This is a genomic window from Reyranella sp. (assembly GCF_965249915.1).
GTDB lineage: Bacteria > Pseudomonadota > Alphaproteobacteria > Reyranellales > Reyranellaceae > Reyranella.
On sequence record NZ_OZ252257.1, the window covers coordinates 4252671 to 4272046 of the forward strand.

The window sequence follows — 19376 nt, forward strand, 5'->3', positions numbered from 1 at the left end:
AAAACCATGCGCGTCCTGCTCGTCCTTCTGTTCGCCCTTGCCGCGGGCGGTGCCTCGGCCGCCGACCTCAAGCTGCTGACCGCCGGCGCCTACAAGTCGGCCGCCCTCGAGATCGTCGCCGACTTCGAGAAGAAGACCGGCCACAAGGTGACGATCGACAGCGGCACGACCGGCGCCCTGCAGAAGCGCGTCGCCGCCGGCGAGTATTTCGACGTGGTGGTCATGCCGCCGATCCCGATGGCCCAGTTCCTGGGCAACCGCATCGACGAGAGCAGCGCCAAGGAACTGGCCCGCGCCGGCGTGGGCATGGCCATCAAGCAGGGCGCGCCCGTGCCCGACATTTCCGAGCCCGACGGCTTCAAGAAGGCCCTGCTGGCGGCGCGCGCCGTGGCCTACATCGACCCGGCCTCCGGCGGCTCGAGCGGCATCTACGTCGCCCAGCTCTTCAAGCAGATGGGGATCGCCGACCAGCTCAAGCCCAAGAGCGTGCTGGTTCAGGGCGGCCTGGCGGCCGAGCGCATCGTCGACGGCAAGGCCGATGTCGCGCTCCAGCAGAGCAGCGAGCTGATGGGTATGCCGGGTGTGCAGTTCGTCGGGCCGATCCCGCTGATGCTGCAGAACTTCACGGTCTATTCCGGCGGCGTGTCCGTGGCCTCGGGCAATCGCGCCGCTGCCGACGCGCTCCTGCTCGCGCTGGCCAATCCCGAGAACGGCAAGCTCCTGAAGTCGAAGGGCCTCGACAGCCCGTAGGGCGGGACCATTCCCCCCAAAGATTTCCTCCCCCGCCTTGCGGGGGAGGAAAAGGATTCCGAGCTCAGACGTCGATCACGCCGGGCTCACTTGATCGCCTCGAACGCCTCGTCCCAGGCGCGGATCGTGTGATCGATGTCGGCCTGGGTGTGCGCCACGCTGACATAGTACTTGCTGTCGCCCTTCATGATGCCGCGGGCGCGCAGGGCCTGGTTGAAGCGCTTCAGGGTCGCGGTGTCGGCCTTCAGCGTGTCGCGATAGTCCTTGATCGGCTGGTCGGTGAAGATGATGTCGAACAGCGGCGGCTCGCCGATCACCTGCGCCTTGAAGCCGTGCTTCTTGATGAGCTCCGACAGCGTGTCCATCAGCTTGCGGCCGTTGGCGAAGACGCCCTCGTAGGTGCCCGGGCGCTTCAGCACGTCGAGGGTGGCGAGGCCCGCGACGGCGGCCACCGGATTGCCCGAGAGCGTGCCGACCTGGAAGATGAAATCCTCGTCGGTCATCGCCAGACGATCGAAGTGCTTCATGATATCGGCGCGGCCGGCGATGGCCGCCAGCGCGAAGCCGCCGCCCACGATCTTGCCCAGGGTGCAGAGGTCGGGCGTGACGCCGTAATATTCCTGGGCGCCGCCATAGGCGAAGCGGAAGCCGGTCACGACCTCGTCGAAGATCAGCGGGATGCCATGCTCGGCCGTCACCTCGCGAAGCGCCTGCAGGAAGCCCGGCTTGGGCGGGATCAGGCGCTGGAACGGCTCGACGATGACGCCGGCCAGCTCGTCCTTCTGCTCCTCGATCAGGCTCCTGACCATATCGATATCGTTGAAGGCCGCCACCACCATCTCGTCGGCCACCGACTTCGGAATACCCGCGGAGTCGATGGACCCGCGCGGAAAATTGCCCGGAGCCTTGGGCGCCAGCGACACCAGCGCATAGTCGCTCATGCCGTGATAGCCGCCCTCGAACTTCAGGATCTTGTCGCGCTTGCGGAAGGCGCGCGCAGCGCGCATCGCATAGAGATCGGCCTCGGTGCCGGAGCAGACGAAGCGCACCTGCTCGGCGCAGGGAACGGCGTCGACGATCGCCTCGGCGAGCGCGATGCCGTGACGGTTGTTGCCGAAGAAGGTCGTGCCCAGCGGCACCTGCGCCTGCACCGCCGCCGTGACCTCGGGATGGGCATGACCGATGAACATCGGGCCGGAGCCAAGCAGGAAGTCGACATACTCCTTGCCGGCTTCGTCGTAGATGTGACCGCCCTTGCCCTCCTTGAGGATCACCTCGGCCGGCAAGTTGCCGAAGGTGCCACCCGGCAGCACGCGCCGTGCCTGCTCGATCAGCTCGTTGGTGGGATCGACGGGGGTCTGGACGTTCATGGTTGCCTCTCTACGCTTGAAACGCTTGGTGGAACTATTCGATGGGAACGAAGATGGAATGACGCAGCTTGCCCTCGATCGCCTTCGAGAAGTGGCCCTTGCCGTGCGTGTCCTCGACCAGGATCACTTCGCCGGCGCCGATGATGCGGGTCTCGCCGTCGCTGGCCTGAATGGAAACGCCGGCATCGAGGTTGATGATGTACTGCCGGCGGGGCGCCGGATGCCATTCATAATCGTAGGTGCCGGGCGTCTCGCGGAAGATGATGCCGGTCGCCGGCAGGGTAGCCGAGGTCTTGCCGCCGCGGCCCTCGTTCTTCCACTCGATCTCGATGTCGCGGAAGTGGGTCTCGCCATCGGCGTCGACATACAGATTATGGATACGCATGAATTTTCTCTCCCTTGCCCTCTCGGCCCCACAGCTTAGAACGAAAGCATGCTGAAGAAACCCGTTGAAGCCGTTCTTTTCGACATGGACGGTCTGCTGATCGACACCGAGGCCGTCTACATCGATGCCCTGCAGGACGCGGCGCGCGACTTCGAGATCGAGATGACGCTGGAATTCTGTCACTCGATGATCGGCATCTCGGGCCGCGAGTGCGACGCCATGATCCAGAATTTCTATGGGGCCGCCTTCCGCATCGAAGATTTCCGCGAGCGCTTCTCCGGCCATGCCAAGCGGCGGCTGGAGAGCCACCTGCCGGTCAAGCCCGGCGTCGTCGAGATGCTCGACTTCCTGGCGGGCCGCGGCCTGCGCCTCGCGGTCGCCACCGGCTCCGGTCGAGTCACTGCGGAGCGTCATCTCGGGCGCGCCGGTCTCATCGATCGCTTCGCCGCGGTGGCGACACGCGACGACGTCGAGAACGCCAAGCCCGCGCCCGACGTCTATCTGGAGGCCGCCCGTCGCCTCGGCGTGTCGCCGGAGCGCTGCATCGCCTTCGAGGATTCCAACGTCGGACTGACGGCCGCCCACGCCGCCGGCATGATGGCGTTCATGGTACCGGACATCCTGCCGCCGTTGCCGGAAGTCCGGGCCAAGTGCCTGCGCGTATTCGACGACCTGCACGCGGCGCGGCTTATGCTCGAAGAGATTCTTTAATTTCACACGAACTGATCCGGTAACCAGTCGGGCACGTAAAAGAGGGTCAACAGCGGAGTTGCCCTGTGCGTTTGTCCCGTCTCCTCGCGACCTGTCTCGCCTTCGTCACGGTGCAGGCAGGAACAGCCTCCGCCCAGCCCACCAGCATCGGCAGCGAACCCGCCGGTCCGCCACCGAAGGACTGGACGTTCGACATCGGACCGGGCGTGGTGCTCGCCCCCTGGTTCGAAGGCAGCGCGAACTATCGCGTCCTGCCGATTCCCAATCTCGACCTGCGCTACCAGCGCGACAAGGTCTTCATTTCGGCGCGCGACGGCGTCGGAGCGACGCTGCTCGATGCCTCCGGCTTCAAGGCCGGCCCGATCCTGCGCTACCGGTTTCCGCGCAATCAGGGTGACGGCGGCTATCTCTACGGCACGGGCAACGTGCCGTTCACCGTCGAGGGCGGCGCCTTCCTGCGGTACGACCAGCCCTTCATCGCCGCCAAGATCGAGCTACGGCGGGGCATCGGCGGCAGCAACGGCCTGATCTTCGATGCGCTGGTGGACGGCAAGCTGCGGCTGACCGACAGCGTGTTCCTGTCCGGCGGTCCGCGGCTCTCGGTGACCGACGGCACCTTCAACCAGGCCTATTTCGGCATCACCGCGCTGCAGTCGATCAACTCCGGCTACGCGCAATATTATCCCGGCGCCGGGCTTCGCAGCGTCGGCGTCGGCGCGAGCGCCCTGTGGCGCATTCACGACCAGCTGAGCTTCGTCGCCTTCGGCAGCTACAACTATCTGGCCGACACGGTCGCCAACTCCCCGATCGTCACCGGACCCGGCGGATCGCGAAACCAGTTCGTGACGGGTGCCGCCCTCACCTGGCGCTTCTCCTGGTAACGCGCCGGTTCCGCTAGAACGTCTCGACCCAAGGCCGCACCTCGACCTCCCAGCTCCAGGCGCTGCGGTGCTGGTTCATCACATGCCAGTAGGTCTCGGCGATGGCGTCGGGATCGAGCAGGCTGTCGGGCCGGTCGTCGGGTACAGGCCGCGCCGCGCTGCGGATTCCGCCGTCGATCACGAAATGGGCGACGTGGATGCCCTTGGGCGAGAGTTCGCGCGCCATGGATTGGGCCAGTCCACGCAACGCGAACTTGCCCATGGCGAAGGTCGCCGACAGCGCGAATCCTTTCACGCCCGCGGTCGCCCCTGACAGGAGAACCGCGCCTTCGCCCTTGGGCAGCATGCGCTTCACCGCCTGCTGCGACACCAGGAACGCGCCGAAGGCGCTGATGTCGATGGCCCGCTTCACATCGTCCGGCGCCAGGTCGACCAGCGCGCCGCGCACCCGGTTGCTGGCGTTGTAGACGACGACATCGGGCGTCCGGCCGGCCGCGTCCAGTGTCTCGAACAGCGCGGCAACATCCTGTGGATCGGCCGCGTTGCAGGCATGAACCGATGCCCCGGTCTCTTTCGCAAGTGCCGCGAGCTTGTCGGTCTGCCGGGCCGCCAGGGCCACCGACAGGCCGTTCTTCGCGAACAGGCGGGCCAGCGAGGCGCTGAGGCCGGGGCCGGTCCCGACGATCAGGGCGGAGCGGTATTTCGGCATGGGCGGGGTCCTCTCGTTGCCGGCGATTTCCGGCAGGTATAGGCTTTCGCACATTAGGGAAGGAAACAAGCCATGGACCAGGTCCAACCGACCGGCCGCATCGACGTCATCTCCGACGTGATCTGCCCCTGGTGCTACATCGGCAAGCGCCAGCTCGAACGCGCCCTCGATCTTCTCGCCACCCAGCATTGCCGGGTCGCCGTCGCCTGGCATCCGTTCCAGCTCAATCCCGAGATGCCCGCCGAGGGCGCCGAACGCACGAGCTACCGAATCGCCAAGTTCGGCAGCCTCGAGCGGTCCAAACAGATGGACCAGCGCATCACCGAGACCGCCGCGACGGTCGGACTCGAGTTCCATCTCGACCGCATCGTGCGCACGCCCAACACGGTGAACGCCCATCGCCTGATCCGCTTCGCCGGCCAGCGCGGCGTGCAGGATGCGGTCGTCGAGGAACTGTTCGACAGCTATTTCTGCAAGGGCGCCGATATCGGCGACCAGAAGATCCTGGCCGACGTGGCGGCCGAAGCCGGGCTCGATCGCGCCGAGGTGCTTGCGATGCTCATGAGCGACGAAGGCCGGCGCGAAGTGCTGGCCGGCGACCAGATGGCGCGCAACGCCGGCATCCAGGGCGTGCCGAGCTTCGCCCTGCAGGGCCATGTACTCTTCTCCGGCGCCGTGCCGGCCGAGGAAATGGCCCAGACCTTCCGCCGCGCCTGGGAAATCCTGAAGGAGCGGGCGGCTTAGGACGGACGCCTGATCGTCACTTGCCGCGGACGCTCATGGTCGGCGAGGAGACCGGCCCGCTCACCGTCATCACATAGTCCGTCGCCCCATTCGAGCCCGCGTCGAGCGCGATGGTGGTTTCGGTCGTGGCCGCCGTCAGGCTGGTGCGACTGTTGATTCGCGCCGTCGCATTCGGACCCTTCAGGGCGTGGTTCTGCAGGTTGATCTCGCCGTTCGAGAGCGTGATGTCGCCCTCGATCGTGCTCTGAGCGTTGATGAAGCCCGAGATGACCGCGGAGTTGAAGCCCATTTCCGTGCTGAAGATGCTGCCGAGGCCGGTGGCGAAAGAGGCGAAACCCAGCGACCCACCTGCGACGGAGGGATAGATCACGCCCGACAGGTGGCCCTGGCCGGTGAGGGAATTGCGGATCTGCTCGGGCGAGTTGCCTTGGCCCTGGAGCGCGACCTTCATGACGTTGATCTTGCCGTCGACCGCCACCATCAGATGCTCGTTGCCGAAGACATTGTGGCCCGCCGCGCCGCGCAGCATTTCGCCGACATAGATTCCCTGCAGCGTGCCGGCGACGTCGACCGTCATCGTATCCTTCGAAGCGTCGATGGTGCCCCCGAAGTCGACGGCGCCGCTGTAGAACTGGCCGGTGAGCTTGGACACCTTGACGACACCGTTGCGCAGCGTCGCCTCCATGTCGGCATAGGTCACCTTGAGGGCTCCGAACTCGATGGCGCTGGTCTCGAGGTTCAGCGTGGCATCGAAGGCGCGCAGCCCCGAGAGATCGATCTGCTTGCCCGTCGCCGCCCGCGGAGCCTTCGACGGCAGCGGCACAGCCTCGGCACCCGCGCCGCCCGGCGCGGCGGGAATCGCCGGCGTGGGCACGGCCGGCGCCGGCCCATCGGAGGTCCCCAGCCAGTCGTCGAGGTCGAGCGTGCCGGGAATGCGCAGATTGGCCACGAAGTTCGGCCTCTTCCCCAAGGTGGCATCGATCCGTCCCGACATCTGCGTGCCGATTGCCGTCAGGTTGCCGTCGAACGACGCTTTCTGGTCGTTGCCCTTGAACGCGCCCTCGGCGACCAGCCCGCCCAGCCCCGTCTGCGATCCCCCGGTGGCCACCGACACCAGCCCGCTCGCATCCTGCGTCTGCACCGCGAAGCTCGAGAAATCGAACGCGAACTTGTCGCCCAGAACGAGTGAGCCAGTGGCGCGTGCGGTCGCCCCGGCGGCGGTGACCGAGGCATCGCGCAGAGTCAGCGCCTCCATGGTGCCGGCGACGCTGCCCCCCGCCGTCGACGCACCGAGCTTGCCGTTCAGGAACTTGGGCATGCCGGCATAGACCAGCAGCTTGTCGGTATCGGGCATCGCGGCGTTGAAGGTGACGTCGAAGCGCGGCGCGGTGCCGAAATCCGCGACCTGTCCTTTGAGGTCGAACTTGGCGCCCAGGAGATCGGCGACCTTGAGGCCGTTCACCTTGAGGAGATTGCCCTGCACGGCGAGGTCCGCGTCGATGCCGTTCAGTGTCCCGCCGCGGAAAACGAGCTTGGCGACCTTGGCCTTGAGCCCAAGAATCGGCAGGGTCGCGCCAGGGGCCGCGGCAGGGGCGGCAACGGCCGGAGCCGGTGGCATCGCAGCCTCTGGTTCCGCGATGACGGACGGCTCCCGAGGCGTCGGCATGTAGGCATCGAGGTCGAAACTGTCGAGCTGGACCGAGGTCGCCACCGTGAGCGGCAGGCCGAAGGTGATGCTGCCGCTGCCGGTCGCGCGCTGGCCGTCCAGATCCATCAGGAGGTCGGAAATCTGCAGGCTGTTCGCCGTCGAGGCGAGCTTGCCTTCGATCGACAGGGACTGGAGCTTGGCGGCCGGCACGCCCGACGTGTCGATCTCCAGCCATGCCAGCGTCTCACGCAGCCGCGGGCCCACCAGGCTGAACGTCCCGGCGGATTGGACGGACGGGGTGGTGGCTGGCTTGGCAGCCGGCGCGGCGGGGGCCGCCGGAGCGGCGGCGGTGTTGGCCTTTAGAACCATGTTGCCCGGCAACGTCGCGCTCAATCGCGGCACGGCGATTACGCCCTTGCGGATCTCGACGGCCAGCGCGACATCGCGCGCCGTGCCCCTGCGATAGACGACCTCTTTGGCGTCGAGCGATACCAGCACGGTGAAGGCCGGCGGAAACGGCGACAGCGACGCGGGGGCAGCCTTGGCAGGAGCGGCGGGGGCGGCCGCAGGCGGCTTCGCCGCGGCGGCGGGCGCGGTCGTCGTCACTGGAGCGGCGGCTGCCGGCTTGGCGGCGGCGGGCGTCTTCGGCCGAAAGGCTTCGGGGTTGGACAGCAGGGCGAGCCATTTCTCGGCATCGACCTTCGGCAGGGACAGCCGGCTCTCGAGCGACGGGTTCGCGCCTGTGACCAGCGTCACGCTGCCCGACACGCTCTCCGTGCCAATCGACATCTTGAAGTCGGTGAGCGCCAGCTTCTCGGCGGTGAGGTCGATGTCGCCGTCGAAGGCGAAGGGACCGATCACCGAGGCATCGAAGGCAGGCGGTTCCTGACCGCCGGCGCGCACCAGACTGGCGATGAAATCGGTCAGGCCGCCGGTGGCGAGCGAGACCTTGCCCTTCACGTCGGCGTCGACGGCGATTCGGCTGACATGGCCGTCGAAGCTCAAGGTGCCGCTGTGCACCTTGAGCTTGAAGGACATGTCGCTGCCCTTGTCGGTCGGCGTGCCGACCTTGGCCATCAGCGACAACGGGACACCGTTGACGGTCGCCGTGGCGTCGAAGTCGAACGGCCCCTGGAAGGATCCGACGGATGCGAGGGCCTCCAGATTCTCCGCCTTCAGCGTCTGGCCGGTCTTCGGATTGGTGTAGCTGAGCGTGCCTTCCCGGATCTTGAGGGTGCCGATCGCCAGATGCAGGCCGCTGCTCGGCGCGCCGGCCGGCTGGGCGGCGCCGGCGCCGGGATGAAACTCCCAGTTGGGACGGCCCTCGGCGTCGGTCTCGAGGACCAGGGTCGGCCTGAAGAGCGTAAGCCGCCCGACCTCGATCCGGCCCTGCAGCAACGCCCAGAAGGACGGTGTGATGCCGACCCAGCGCACGTCCACCATCTGGGCGCCCTTGCCGCCCACGGCATTGGCGAAATGGACCTGTCGGGCGCTGATGCGCAGCGTCGGCAGGACGGTGAGCTTCAGCGGCCCCTCGATGACGAGTTCGCGGCCGGTCGCCTCTTTCACGGCGGCGATCATGGCGGGCTTGTACTGGTCGATGTTCAGCAACGCGGGCGCCACCAGGCCGGCAAACGCCAGCAGCGCGGAAAACGCCACGACGGCCACTCCGGTCCGGATCCAGGTTCGCTTCTGCATGGCCAATACTCGTGAACGCCTCGGGCCCGTGAACGCCACAGGGCGTTGCAGGATGCACCTACAGTCTATGTGAGCGCCCGCGTTGGGGCTATTCCAAGCTCGTGCGCGGCCCGGACCTTCTCATCGACGACCGGGATCGAGGCGCGCCTCGCGCAGAATTGTAATCATTGTATCGCCGCAACCCCTGTACGCTTCCGGCAGGAAGCCGCCGGCCGTAGTGTAAAGGATGCAACTTTCGTCCGCCTGGCAAAACTGGCAGATTCGTGACGAAGCTGTGACCGCTGGTCAGGCGTGCGTGAAGGTTTGGGCAATGCGTACGAGGCTGCTGTCCGTCTCTCTGGCTTTGCTCTTATGCTGGTGCGACACCGCGCTTGCCCAGCGCAGCGGGGGTATGCTTCGCGTCTTCCAGCGCGAAACCCCGACAACCGCGTCGATCCTGGAAGAAGGCAACGCCGCGACCGTCGTGGCCTTCATGCCGATCTTCAACAACCTCGTCGTGTTCGATCCGGCGGTGCCGCAGAGCAGCGACCAGTCCATCGTTCCGGACCTTGCCGAGTCCTGGTCGTGGAACGAGGACAAGACACAGCTGTCCTTCACGTTGCGCCGCGGCGTGAAATGGCACGACGGGATGCCGTTCACGTCGAGCGATGTCGAGTGCACCTTCAACCTGCTGACCAATCGAGCCCGCAATCGCCTGCTGAGTAACCCGCGCGGCGCCTGGTTCGGCAACGTCAAGTCTGTCCAATCGAAGACCGATTATGACGTGACGATCCACCTCAAGCGTCCGCAACCGTCGCTGTTGGCCATGCTGGCATCGGGCCTGACGCCAATCTATCCCTGCCACGTCCCGCTGACGCAGATGCGGGTGAAGCCGGTCGGCACCGGGCCGTTCGTACTCGACTCCTTCGACAAGTTCGATCGCATCCGGCTGAAGCGCAATCCCGCCTACTGGAAGGCCGGCCGCCCCTATCTCGACGGCATCGAGTTCTCGGTGGTCGCCAGCCGCTCGGCGGCGCTGCTGAGCTTCGTTGCCGGCCGCTACGACATGACCTTTCCGGGTGAGGTCTCGATGACGCAATTGCGCGACGTCAAGCGCCAGTCATCGCGCGTGGTGTGCGAGGCGACCACGATGAACATCAACACCAACCTGCTGTTGAACCGCGATGCCGCGCCCTTCGATAATGCCGACATCCGCCGGGCGCTCACGCTGGCACTGGATCGTCGGGAATTCGTTGGCTCGCTGGACAGCGGCAGCGGCTTGGTCGGCGGACATCTGTATCCCCCTCCCGACGGACGATGGGGCATGCCGGCCGAGATGCTGGCCAAGGTTCCCGGCTACGGGACCGATCTCGGGAAGAACCGCGAGGAAGCGCGCGCGTTGATGCGATCGGCCGGCTTCGGGCCGGACAAGCCGCTGGAGATGAGGATACTATCCCGCGCCGTCTCGCCCTATCGAAACCCGGTGACGGTGCTCTCCAGGCAACTTCGGGAGATCTACTTCGAACCGGCGATCGAAATCGTCGAGACCACACACTGGTACACCCGCCTGCAGCGCAGCGACTACGCGCTGGCGATCGAGACGACCGGCAATGGCATCGACGATCCCGACCAGGTCTTCTACGAATCCTTCTCCTGCGGCTCGGAGCGCAACTACAGCCGCTATTGCAATCCGGAAGTGGAACGACTTTTCGAGGTCCAATCCGCGGAGCTCGACGTCGAAAAACGCCGCCAGCTTGCATGGGACATCGACGCCAGGCTTCTGGCCGACGGTGTGCGGTTGCCCCTGGCGTGGAGGCGTGCCGCGACCTGCTGGCAGCCCTACGTGAATGGGTTCGCGCCACAGACCATCGGCGCGGCCAACGGCTTCCGCTTCGAAGACGTCTGGATGGAGCGCCGCTGACGATCCGGCGAGCGCTAGGACCGGCGGCGCCGGACCTTCTGAACCGCCTCGTCGAGCGCCGACAGGAAGCGTGAGCGGTCGCGCGGCGCCATCGGCTTCGGCCCGCCGGTGATCTCGCCCATCGCCCGGAGATTGGACATCAGTTCGCGACTAGCCATCGCCATGCCGATCGAGGACGCGGTGAAAGGCACGCCGTTGGAGCCGATGACCGAGGCGCCCTTCTTCAGGCTGCGATCGGCGAGCGGGATATCGGAGGTGATGACGATATCGTCCGGCCCGGCCCGTTCGGCGATCCAGTCGTCGGCCGCGTCGAAGCTGTCGCTCACGACCACGCGCTCGATGCGCGCGTCGCGCGGCACGTTGATGTAGGCGTTGGCCACGACGAAGACCTTGAGCCCGTAACGCTCCGCCACGCGATAGACCTCGGCCTTCACCGGGCAGGCATCGGCGTCGATGTAGATGTCGATTCGAGCCTCCTCGGCCGCGTCCCTCGAGCTCAGCTCAGGACCGCGATTTTCTTGCGTTCGATCAGGGCGAAATCGATGGCCGCCCCGAGGCCCGGCTCGTTCGGCACATGCACCAGACCGTCGCGTCCGACGGTGATGTCGCGCTCCAGCCCGTATTTCTGTGCGCCGTCGGGCAGCAGCACCTCGAAGAACTCGGTGTTGCGGATCGCGGCGATGACATGGAGGTTCGCCACGTTGTTCAGCGAATTGCCGCCGTGGTGGACCTCGTAATTCATCCTGAAGGCCTCGGCGAGATGCGCGGTCTTCACCAGCGTGGTGATGCCGCCCTTCACCGCAACGTCGCCGCGCAGATAATCGGTGGCCTTCTCCATGATCCACGGCTGATAGGAGTCGAGGCCGGTCTGCGGATATTCCGTGGCCATGATCGGTATGGAAAGCTGCTGCTTCAGCTTGGTGTAGTTGTAGATGTCCTGGTCGGCCAACGGATCCTCGTACCAGTAGAAGCCCATCTCCTCCACCGCGCGGCCGACGCGAATGGCGGCCGGGTAGTCGTAGCTCCAGGTCGAGTCGAGCATGATCGTATAGTCGCCGACGGCGCGGCGCACCGCCTCACAGACCTTGATGTCCTCCTTCCACCGCGTCGGCGGATGGATCTTGTAGGCGGCCCAGCCATATTCCCTGAACCGCATCGCCTCCTCGGCGTATTCCTCGGGCGAGGCCAGCACGGCGGAACTCGCATAGGCCGGCACGGACTCTCGATAGGTCCCGAGCAGGCGGTGAATCGGCTGGCCCATCGCCTTGCCCACCAGGTCCCATAGCGCCACGTCGACTGCCCCGATGGCACGCACGCCGGCCGAGCGCTGGCGCTTCCAGATTTCCTGGTTGATGTGCTCGCGCCGGAAAGGATCCTTGCCGAGCAGCACCGGCTTGAGGTGCGAGATCAGCCCCTGCCCGTCGGTCGTCGCGGGATTCATCGCCGAGCCCAGGAAGGCATGACCCTCGAGGCCTTGATCGGTGACGATGCGCAAAAGTCCGAGCGCACTCTTGCCCGAGAAGCGGCCGGTATGGGCGCCGTAGGTCGTGGGCGGGATGTCGTCCCAGGCAAACAGCGTCAGCGTGACGTCGACGATTTTCATTTCCGTGTCTCCCAGACCCGGCGCTCCGTGCCCTGCGGGTCGATGTCGAGGTGGCAAACCGTGTCGAAAATCATGGTGCCGCGCATGTCGGTCGCATAGGCGGGCCACACCGGCAGGCCGGCGTGGCCGGGATCACCGTTTCGCGCAAATGCGATCCACGACCGGCTCATCGTCTCGCCGAGCGGCAGACGCGCGGGATCGTCACCGGTCAATTCGGCGGTTTCGAGATTGGAGAAGACGAAGGGAATCTCGAGCGTGTGGCAGGAGCGCAGCCTGCCGCCCAGCACCGGAGTCTCCCAGGCGAAGAGGTAGACGAAGACCGGCGCACCGCCCTGCGCCAGCTTGCGATCCGCCATCAGCAGCGACGGCGCGCGAACGCCCTGGTCGGAGACGATGGCGATGGCGATCTCGTCGGGCCTCCGTTTCGGCTGCGCCCGGCGGTAGACCTCGACGATCTCCGCCGCCCGCTCGCCGAGATAGGGCGTCAGCGATTCGGGCAGGTTCTCGAAGGTGGCGCCGGAGACCCACGGCATGTGACCAAGGAAAAGGGTCATCTCGTCCTTGTTGCTGCCGATCATCAACGGCACGTCGAGGGACGCGAGCGGCGCGCCCGGCGCGAACGGGCCGCCGGGAAACAACGTGCCGTCGATCACCGGATTGAAGCCGAGGCGTCGCCGGTCGGCGAAGGCCGCGCGACTGACGCCCGCCAGCACCTTGACCTGCGCCTCCAGTATCTTCGCCACGGGCAGGCGACGCAATTCGGCGGCGCTTGCGGTATCGAGGCCGAGATGCTCCAGCATCTGGCGCGCCGTCTTGGTGCCGTCCTCGCGATTGGCCATCTGCACGGCCGGGCCGCTCTGGATGATCGCCTTGTGGAACAGGCCTTTGGCCGGCGCCATGGCCATCAGCACGCTCACCTTCGCGCCGCCCCCCGATTCGCCGAAGATGGTCACGTTGTGCGGATCGCCGCCGAAGCGGGCGATGTTATCGCGCACCCATTCCAGCGCCGCCACGATGTCGAGCATGCCCGCCAGGCCGGAATCCGTGAAGCCGCTCGTCATGTCCTCGAGATGGAGGTAGCCCAGCGCGCCCAGCCGATGGTTGAACGAGACCACCACGACATCGTCGAGGCGGCAGAGATTGGCGCCGTCGGACCACGGCGAAGACCCGGAGCCGGTGATGAAGGCGCCACCATGGCACCAGAACAGGACCGGTCGCGCCGATCCCTCACGACCCGACGTCCAGACGTTGAGATAGAGGCAGTCCTCGTCGAGCGTCTGCTGGCCGGCGAGCGTGAAGAGGCGCAGCAGGTCCTCGGGCAGAGCGAAGACGTTCTGGCTCTGCACCGCCATGTTGCCGTAGTCGAGGGCGTCGCGAACTCCGGCCCAGGGCTTCGGCTTGCGGGGAGGTCGAAAACGCAGGTCGCCGAGTGGCGGCTCGGCATACGGAATTCCCTTGAAGATCTCGACACCGCGATCGCGGATGCCGCGGATCTTTCCGGCGATGGTCTCGACGACGATTTCACTGCTCATGAGCGACACTCTAGCGCGAAATGGGCGGGCCGGCGCTGTGACCGCACCGTAACAATAACCTGCCGGGACGCACCACGAGCCGCACGTCGATCATGAACCGCCGGGACCCGTTCATCGACCTACCATCCGATGCCGGTTGCCCATAGACTGACGCCATGAACGACAAAGTCCGAGCCCAACTCGCCCCCACCGGTGTCCTGCGCGCCGGCATCAATCTCTCCAACTTCCTGCTGGTCACCGGCCGCAGCGAGACCAACGATCCGACCGGCGTCGCACCCGACATGGCGGGCGCGATTGCGGCCGCGCTCGGCGTGCCCGTGAAGTACGTCCCCTTCAAGTCGCCCGGCGAGCTGGGCGACCAGGTCGGCAAGGACGTCTGGGACATCGGCCTGATCGGCGCCGAGCCGCAGCGCGCCGAGAAGATCCAGTTCACCGCCGCCTATGTCGAGATCGAGGCGACCTACATGGTGCCCGAGGGCTCGCCGATCAAAACCATCGCCGATGTCGACAGGAAGGGCGTGCGCATCGCCGTCTCCGCCCGCTCCGCCTACGATCTCTGGCTGGTGAACAACATCAGGAATGCGACGCTCGTCCAGGTGAACGGCCTCGACGCCGCCTATGAGAAGTTCATGTCCGACAAGCTCGAGGTCCTCGCGGGCCTTCGCCCCGGCCTGCTCAAGGATGTCGAGAAGGCCCCGTGGCTGAAGATCCTCGACGGCAAGTTCACCGCGGTGCAGCAGGCGGTGGGGACGGCCAAGGCCAATGTCGAGGGCGCCGCCTTCCTCGCGGAGTTCGTCGAGAAGGCCAAGAAGTCCGGCGTGGTCCAGGGCTTCATCGACCGCCACAAGGTCAAGGGCCTGTCCGTCGCTCCGCCGGCCTGATCGTTCATGGCAGTGCCGGCCCTCCTGGAACTGAACGTCAGGACGCTCTACCTGATCGGCGGCATCGTCACCGTCTGCAGCGCGGGCGCGGCGTTCCTGACCTGGTACCTCCATCGCGAGGCAACGGCGCTGCGCGCCTGGGCGGCCGCTCTGCTGCTGACCAGCCTGGGCGCCCTGCTCCTGCGCTTCCGCACCTCCGATGCCGATATCGCGCTCGCCGTGGTCGCCGACATGGTGATCGTCGCAGGCTTTGCCGTGATGTGGCTCAGCCTGCGATACGCCAACCGGAGTCACCCCCACCTGCTCCGGCCGCTCATGGTGTCCCTGGCCGTCAGCCTCGTCTTCCTCGCCTTCTTCGTGGCACTGCGCGCCCTCGGCGCGGGCCTGCAGGCGGCATCGATTCCCTTCTCCCTGTTCCTCGGCCTGATCGGCATGGCCTGCGCCCGGGAGATCTGGCAGGGCCGCCGCACGGACGGTCTGCAGAGCCGCCTGCCGGCCACCCTCGCCTTCGTAGGCCTCGGCATCGCCCGAATCGTGCGCGCCGGCGTGTTGGGGCTCGAAGTTCTCAATGTCCTGCCGCCCGGGGCGGCGGCGGCGACGCATCCCTACACGCTCTACGCCACGATCGTGTTCACGGTGGTCGTCACCTACGGGCTCGTCATGATGGCCAACGAACAAGCCAGCCGCCGCGAAGCGATGCTGTTCGTCGAGAGATGACCGCTGGCGGGCTGTTGAAAGAGGTTTTTCAGAACGGCCGGCGACTGACGCCTCGTCAAAGTCGCCCCGAGACCTGATTCAAGGGCGGCTGCCTCTCGCTTGGCCTGATTCGTCTATCTCGTTTATCGTCAGAATTCCGACGTATCGACGGCCTGCTAGAGTTCGCTGCCGACGAACTGCCTGAACTCGGCGGTCTTCGGCTCGGCGAACAATTCCGCCGTCGGCCCGATCTCCCACACCCTGCCGCGATGCATGAACACGACGAGGTCGGCGACGCGGCGGGCGAAGCCCATTTCGTGCGTGACGGTGATCATCGTCATGCCGCGCCGGGCGAGGTCTTCCATCACGGCCAGCACCTCGGCGGTGAGTTCGGGATCGAGCGCCGACGTGACCTCGTCGAACAGCATGACCTGGGGCTTCAGCGCCAGCGAGCGCGCGATGGCGACGCGCTGCTGCTGGCCGCCCGAAAGCTGCTCGGGATAGGAAAGCAGCTTGTCGGTGAGGCCGACCAGCCCCAGCACCTCGCCGGCAACCCTCTTGGCCTCTTCCTTGCCCTGCTTCTTCACCAGGGTGAGAGCCAGGGTGATGTTCCGCTCGACCGTGAGATGGGGAAAGAGATTGTAGCTCTGGAACACCATGCCGACGTCGCGGCGAAGCTGGGCGCGCGCCTCGCTGCCCGGCCGGCCCACCGCATGGCCGCAGACCTCGATGGCACCGCCCTGGATCGATTCCAGGCCGGCGATGCAGCGCAGCAGCGTGCTCTTGCCCGAGCCGCTGCGACCGACGATCGCCACGGTCTGGCCGCGCGTCACGTCGAAGCCGACGCCGTCGAGCACCCGCAGCGGCCCGAATTCCTTCACGACGTCCTGGACACGGATGACGGCGTCAGCTTCTCCCGGCATGGGCCTTCCTCTCGAGATGGCGACTCGCCAGCGACAGCGGATAGCAGATGGCGAAATAGATCGCGCCGACGATGGCGAAGATCACGAACGGCTCGAAGGTCGAGTTGTTGACGATCTGTCCGGCGCGCGCGAGTTCGACGAAGCCGATCACCGAGGCGAGCGAGGTGTTCTTCACGATCTGCACCATGAAGCCCACGGTCGGTGGCGTGGCGATGCGCACGGCCTGGGGCAGGATCACGTAGGCATATTGCTGGAAGGTATTCAGCCCCAGGCAGTCCGACGCCTCCCACTGCGTCTTCGGCACCGCCTCGATACAGCCTCGCCAGATCTCGGCAAGGAAGGCCGCGGCGTAGATCGTGAGGGAGAGGCCGGCGGCCACCAGCGGGTCGAGCTTTAGGCCCACGATGCCCAACCCGAAATACGATAGGAACAGCACGATCAGCAGCGGCGTGCCCTGGACGATCTGGATGTAGGTGCCGGCGAGGCCGCGCAGGAGACCCGACCGTGCCACGCGCATCAACGCCAGCGGCAGCCCGACCAGCGCTCCCCCTGCGAAGGCGATGAGCGACAGCAGCACCGTCCAGCGAGCCGCCTCGACGAGGTAGAGGATATGGTTGGCGCTGAGCTGGATCACAGCGGCGTGCCCAGCCGGCGGCGGCGTTCGAACAGCACGAGCCCGATGGCCCACAAGGCGAGGCGGTAGAGCGCCGAGAGGGCGAGATAGACCACCGCCACGATCATGTAGACCTCGAAGCTGCGGTAGGTGTCCGACTGCACGAGGTTGGCGGTCGCCGTCAGCTCCTCGGCAGAGATCTGCGAGGTGATGGACGAGGCCAGCATCAACAGCACGAACTGGCTGGAGAGCGCGGGATAGACGCGCTCCATGGCCGGCAGCAGCACGACGTGCAGGATGGTCTGCAGCTTCGTGAGGCCCAGGCAGTCGGCCGCCTCGAGCTGGGTGCGCTGGATCGACTGAATGCCGGCCCGCATGATCTCCGTCGTATAGGCACCCATGTTGACGGTGAGCGCCACGATGGCGGAAACCTCGGCGCTGAGCTTCAGGCCGAGGCTCGACAGGCCGAAATAGACCAGGAAGATCTGGATCAGCAGCGGCGTGTTGCGGATGGTCTCGACATAGATGCCGACCAGCCGCCGCAGGACCGGTCCGCCATAGACGCGGGCCAGCGCACACACCGTGCCCACCACGAAGCCCAGCGCGATCGACGCCACGGTGAGCTGCACGGTGAGCCAGGCGCCCGCCACGAAGTCGGGCCACCTGTCGGCCAGGAACGCGAAGTCGAACTTGTACGACATGGCTCGGCCCGGCCGTCAGCCGCCTGCCTTGAGGAGCAGGGCGGGGTCGATCTGTATTCCGTGATGGGTCTTGTAGATGTCGATCAGCTTGCCGTTCTGCAGATTGGCGCGCACCCAGTCGTTTACCCAGGCGAGCAGGCGCGGCTCATCCTTGCGCAGGCCGATGGCCAGGTAGAACGTCTGCATGGTGATCTTGGGTTCCAGCGTCCGCGCCGGGTTCTTCTTGCTGATCGCCGGCAGGAGCGAGCGCGCCGTGGCGATGATGTCGACCTGGCCCGAGGCAAAAGCCAGCGCCATGGTGGCGTCGTCCTCGTAGCGCACGAGTTGGGCGCCCTTGGCCTGGCGGGTGAGATCGATGTCCTGCGTGGTGCCGCGAACGACGCCGATCTTCTTGCCCTCGAGATCCGACATCTGCTTGATCGTCGCCGAGGTCAGTCCCGCGACGACCGACGGATGGTCGGCATAGGGTATCGAGAAATCGACGACCTTGGCCCGTTCCGGCGTGATCGACAGCGTCGAGACGACGAGGTCCGCCTTGTTGGTCTGCAGCATCGGAATGCGGGTCGGACCGGTCGTGGTGACGATCTCGAGCTGGACGCCGAGATCCTTGGCCAGCAGGCGTGCCAGGTCGACGTCCGAACCGGCCGGCTGCATCTTGTCGTCGCTCATGCCGAAGGGCGGGATGGCGAGATCTATGGCGATCCGCACCTTGCCGGCCTTCTTTATGTCATCGAGCGTGTCGGCCTGTGCCACGGTGCCACCAAGCGCCGTCAGCACGAGCGCTGCGCCCAGGATCAGGCGCAGCATCGAGGCGGTCTTCATGATGGGTCCTACTTCTGGTTCAGGATCACCTCGGGCAGGCCGTTGCCGTGGAACTTCTTGTAGATCTCGTCCAGCTTGCCGTTCTTGAGGTTGGCCAGGATCCACTTGTTGACCTCCTCGACCAGCCGCGTCTCGTCCTTCTTGACGCCGACGGCGAGCTTGAAGGTGTCGAGCACGAACTTGACCTCGACCTGGCGGGCCGGGTTCTTCTTGTCGATCGGCGCGACCAGCAGCTCGGCGGTCGAGAAGATGTCGACCTGGCCGCTCAGGAAGGCCTGCGCCTCGGTGGCATCGTCCTCGTAGCGCACCAGCTTCATGCCCTTGGGCCCTTCCTTGGTGAGCTGGGTGTCGTGCGTCGTGCCGCGCACGGTGCCGACGGTCTTGCCGTCGAGATCGGCGAGGCTCTTCACGTTCACGCTCTTGGGCGCGGCGATCACGGTGCGGAGCACGGCGTAGCCCAGCGAGAAGTCGATCACCTTGGCCCGTTCCGGCGTGATCGACAGGGTCGAGATCACGAGGTCGGCCTTGCCGGTCTGCAGCGAGGGAATGCGCGAGGCGCCGGTGGTCGGCACATGCTCGAACTGCAGGCCCCAATCCTTGGCGAGCAGCTTGGCGGTCTCGATGTCGGAGCCGGTCGGCTGCATCTTGTCGTCGGTCATGCCGTAGGGCGGGACGCCGAGATCGACGGCGATGCGGATCTTGCCTGCCTTCTTGATGTCGTCGAGCGCGTCGGCGTTGGCGACCTGAACGACACCCATCATCGCCACCGCCGCGATCGCGACGGCCGTCATCATCTTCTTCATCGTTTC

The 19376-nt window shown here is 66.2% G+C and carries 19 protein-coding genes; 7 read left to right on the plus strand and 12 right to left on the minus strand.

Annotated elements, in window-relative coordinates:
- Positions 1 to 6: 6 nt before the first annotated feature.
- Positions 7 to 750, plus strand: coding sequence for an extracellular solute-binding protein (locus ACP15H_RS21075; RefSeq protein WP_425068100.1), 744 nt, complete (start codon positions 7 to 9; stop codon positions 748 to 750).
- Between the two features lie 86 nt (positions 751 to 836).
- Here ACP15H_RS21075 and ACP15H_RS21080 read toward each other — a convergent pair whose 3' ends face one another.
- Both ACP15H_RS21080 and ACP15H_RS21085 read right to left on the minus strand, forming a co-directional pair.
- A complete protein-coding gene (locus ACP15H_RS21080; protein ID WP_425068101.1) occupies positions 837 to 2120 on the minus strand; it encodes an aspartate aminotransferase family protein in 1284 nt (427 codons plus the stop codon).
- Between the two features lie 34 nt (positions 2121 to 2154).
- On the minus strand, positions 2155 to 2505 hold the full coding sequence (locus tag ACP15H_RS21085) for a hypothetical protein (protein WP_422031458.1): 351 nt from the start codon (positions 2503 to 2505) through the stop codon (positions 2155 to 2157).
- 48 nt (positions 2506 to 2553) lie between these two features.
- On the opposite strand from ACP15H_RS21085, the gene ACP15H_RS21090 reads away from it, so the two are divergent.
- Together ACP15H_RS21090 and ACP15H_RS21095 are read left to right on the plus strand one after the other, a co-directional pair.
- On the plus strand, positions 2554 to 3216 hold the full coding sequence (locus ACP15H_RS21090) for an HAD family hydrolase (protein WP_425068102.1): 663 nt from the start codon (positions 2554 to 2556) through the stop codon (positions 3214 to 3216).
- Positions 3217 to 3281: 65 nt separating this feature from the next.
- Positions 3282 to 4097: a MipA/OmpV family protein gene (locus ACP15H_RS21095; protein WP_425068103.1), complete on the plus strand. Its 816-nt coding sequence runs from the start codon at positions 3282 to 3284 to the stop codon at positions 4095 to 4097.
- Between the two features lie 13 nt (positions 4098 to 4110).
- On the opposite strand, the gene ACP15H_RS21100 is transcribed toward ACP15H_RS21095, so the two are convergent.
- Positions 4111 to 4806 (minus strand): SDR family NAD(P)-dependent oxidoreductase, encoded by a 696-nt coding sequence (locus tag ACP15H_RS21100; RefSeq protein ID WP_425068104.1) that lies wholly within the window; start codon positions 4804 to 4806, stop codon positions 4111 to 4113.
- Positions 4807 to 4878: 72 nt separating this feature from the next.
- Between ACP15H_RS21100 and ACP15H_RS21105 the strand changes: the two genes are divergently transcribed.
- Positions 4879 to 5550 (plus strand): DsbA family oxidoreductase, encoded by a 672-nt coding sequence (locus ACP15H_RS21105; protein WP_425068105.1) that lies wholly within the window; start codon positions 4879 to 4881, stop codon positions 5548 to 5550.
- Between the two features lie 16 nt (positions 5551 to 5566).
- On the opposite strand, the gene ACP15H_RS21110 is transcribed toward ACP15H_RS21105, so the two are convergent.
- Positions 5567 to 8896 carry an AsmA family protein gene (locus ACP15H_RS21110; protein WP_425068106.1) on the minus strand — a complete coding sequence of 1110 codons (3330 nt, stop codon included), beginning with the start codon at positions 8894 to 8896 and terminating at the stop codon, positions 5567 to 5569.
- Between the two features lie 391 nt (positions 8897 to 9287).
- Between ACP15H_RS21110 and ACP15H_RS21115 the strand changes: the two genes are divergently transcribed.
- Complete coding sequence (locus ACP15H_RS21115; RefSeq protein ID WP_425068107.1) at positions 9288 to 10796, plus strand: ABC transporter substrate-binding protein; 1509 nt, start codon at positions 9288 to 9290, stop codon at positions 10794 to 10796.
- A 14-nt stretch (positions 10797 to 10810) separates the two neighbouring features.
- Here the strand turns inward: ACP15H_RS21115 and ACP15H_RS21120 are convergent, their stop codons facing one another.
- From ACP15H_RS21120 to ACP15H_RS21130, 3 genes are read right to left on the minus strand one after another with little or no spacing between them, the layout of a single operon-like run.
- Positions 10811 to 11296: a YaiI/YqxD family protein gene (locus tag ACP15H_RS21120; protein WP_425069943.1), complete on the minus strand. Its 486-nt coding sequence runs from the start codon at positions 11294 to 11296 to the stop codon at positions 10811 to 10813.
- Positions 11293 to 12399 (minus strand): enolase C-terminal domain-like protein, encoded by a 1107-nt coding sequence (locus tag ACP15H_RS21125; protein ID WP_425068108.1) that lies wholly within the window; start codon positions 12397 to 12399, stop codon positions 11293 to 11295. Before ACP15H_RS21125 ends, ACP15H_RS21120 begins: the two co-directional genes overlap by 4 nt.
- Positions 12396 to 13931 (minus strand): carboxylesterase/lipase family protein, encoded by a 1536-nt coding sequence (locus tag ACP15H_RS21130; RefSeq protein ID WP_425068109.1) that lies wholly within the window; start codon positions 13929 to 13931, stop codon positions 12396 to 12398. The genes ACP15H_RS21125 and ACP15H_RS21130 overlap by 4 nt, the downstream gene beginning before the upstream one ends.
- 155 nt (positions 13932 to 14086) lie before the next feature.
- Here ACP15H_RS21130 and ACP15H_RS21135 point away from each other — a divergent pair, with 155 nt between their 5' ends.
- Positions 14087 to 14812, plus strand: coding sequence for an ABC transporter substrate-binding protein (locus ACP15H_RS21135; protein WP_425068110.1), 726 nt, complete (start codon positions 14087 to 14089; stop codon positions 14810 to 14812).
- A gap of 6 nt (positions 14813 to 14818) precedes the next feature.
- Positions 14819 to 15529, plus strand: a complete 711-nt coding sequence (locus ACP15H_RS21140) for a hypothetical protein (RefSeq protein ID WP_425068111.1) — start codon at positions 14819 to 14821, stop codon at positions 15527 to 15529.
- A gap of 155 nt (positions 15530 to 15684) precedes the next feature.
- Here ACP15H_RS21140 and ACP15H_RS21145 read toward each other — a convergent pair whose 3' ends face one another.
- From ACP15H_RS21145 to ACP15H_RS21165, 5 genes are read right to left on the minus strand one after another with little or no spacing between them, the layout of a single operon-like run.
- Complete coding sequence (locus ACP15H_RS21145) at positions 15685 to 16431, minus strand: amino acid ABC transporter ATP-binding protein (protein ID WP_425068112.1); 747 nt, start codon at positions 16429 to 16431, stop codon at positions 15685 to 15687.
- Positions 16415 to 17062 carry an amino acid ABC transporter permease gene (locus ACP15H_RS21150; protein ID WP_425069944.1) on the minus strand — a complete coding sequence of 216 codons (648 nt, stop codon included), beginning with the start codon at positions 17060 to 17062 and terminating at the stop codon, positions 16415 to 16417. The genes ACP15H_RS21145 and ACP15H_RS21150 overlap by 17 nt, the downstream gene beginning before the upstream one ends.
- The gene (locus tag ACP15H_RS21155) at positions 17062 to 17745 is read right to left on the minus strand and encodes an amino acid ABC transporter permease (RefSeq protein ID WP_425068113.1); all 684 of its coding nucleotides are present in this window, start codon (positions 17743 to 17745) and stop codon (positions 17062 to 17064) included. Before ACP15H_RS21155 ends, ACP15H_RS21150 begins: the two co-directional genes overlap by 1 nt.
- 15 nt (positions 17746 to 17760) lie before the next feature.
- The gene (locus ACP15H_RS21160) at positions 17761 to 18567 is read right to left on the minus strand and encodes a transporter substrate-binding domain-containing protein (protein WP_425068114.1); all 807 of its coding nucleotides are present in this window, start codon (positions 18565 to 18567) and stop codon (positions 17761 to 17763) included.
- 8 nt (positions 18568 to 18575) lie between these two features.
- Positions 18576 to 19370: a transporter substrate-binding domain-containing protein gene (locus tag ACP15H_RS21165; protein WP_425068115.1), complete on the minus strand. Its 795-nt coding sequence runs from the start codon at positions 19368 to 19370 to the stop codon at positions 18576 to 18578.
- Positions 19371 to 19376 lie beyond the last annotated feature (6 nt).

What these genes read in the sequence shown, in the direction of transcription:
- ACP15H_RS21075 (WP_425068100.1), top strand. Translation starts at nt 7, where the DNA reads ATGCGCGTCCTGCTCGTCCTTCTGTTCGCCCTTGCCGCGGGCGGTGCC.
- ACP15H_RS21080 (WP_425068101.1), bottom strand. Translation starts at nt 2,120, where the DNA reads ATGAACGTCCAGACCCCCGTCGATCCCACCAACGAGCTGATCGAGCAG.
- ACP15H_RS21085 (WP_422031458.1), bottom strand. Translation starts at nt 2,505, where the DNA reads ATGCGTATCCATAATCTGTATGTCGACGCCGATGGCGAGACCCACTTC.
- ACP15H_RS21090 (WP_425068102.1), top strand. Translation starts at nt 2,554, where the DNA reads ATGCTGAAGAAACCCGTTGAAGCCGTTCTTTTCGACATGGACGGTCTG.
- ACP15H_RS21100 (WP_425068104.1), bottom strand. Translation starts at nt 4,806, where the DNA reads ATGCCGAAATACCGCTCCGCCCTGATCGTCGGGACCGGCCCCGGCCTC.
- ACP15H_RS21105 (WP_425068105.1), top strand. Translation starts at nt 4,879, where the DNA reads ATGGACCAGGTCCAACCGACCGGCCGCATCGACGTCATCTCCGACGTG.
- ACP15H_RS21110 (WP_425068106.1), bottom strand. Translation starts at nt 8,896, where the DNA reads ATGCAGAAGCGAACCTGGATCCGGACCGGAGTGGCCGTCGTGGCGTTT.
- ACP15H_RS21115 (WP_425068107.1), top strand. Translation starts at nt 9,288, where the DNA reads ATGCTTCGCGTCTTCCAGCGCGAAACCCCGACAACCGCGTCGATCCTG.
- ACP15H_RS21125 (WP_425068108.1), bottom strand. Translation starts at nt 12,399, where the DNA reads ATGAAAATCGTCGACGTCACGCTGACGCTGTTTGCCTGGGACGACATC.
- ACP15H_RS21130 (WP_425068109.1), bottom strand. Translation starts at nt 13,931, where the DNA reads ATGAGCAGTGAAATCGTCGTCGAGACCATCGCCGGAAAGATCCGCGGC.
- ACP15H_RS21135 (WP_425068110.1), top strand. Translation starts at nt 14,087, where the DNA reads ATGAACGACAAAGTCCGAGCCCAACTCGCCCCCACCGGTGTCCTGCGC.
- ACP15H_RS21140 (WP_425068111.1), top strand. Translation starts at nt 14,819, where the DNA reads ATGGCAGTGCCGGCCCTCCTGGAACTGAACGTCAGGACGCTCTACCTG.
- ACP15H_RS21145 (WP_425068112.1), bottom strand. Translation starts at nt 16,431, where the DNA reads ATGCCGGGAGAAGCTGACGCCGTCATCCGTGTCCAGGACGTCGTGAAG.
- ACP15H_RS21155 (WP_425068113.1), bottom strand. Translation starts at nt 17,745, where the DNA reads ATGTCGTACAAGTTCGACTTCGCGTTCCTGGCCGACAGGTGGCCCGAC.
- ACP15H_RS21160 (WP_425068114.1), bottom strand. Translation starts at nt 18,567, where the DNA reads ATGAAGACCGCCTCGATGCTGCGCCTGATCCTGGGCGCAGCGCTCGTG.
- ACP15H_RS21165 (WP_425068115.1), bottom strand. Translation starts at nt 19,370, where the DNA reads ATGAAGAAGATGATGACGGCCGTCGCGATCGCGGCGGTGGCGATGATG.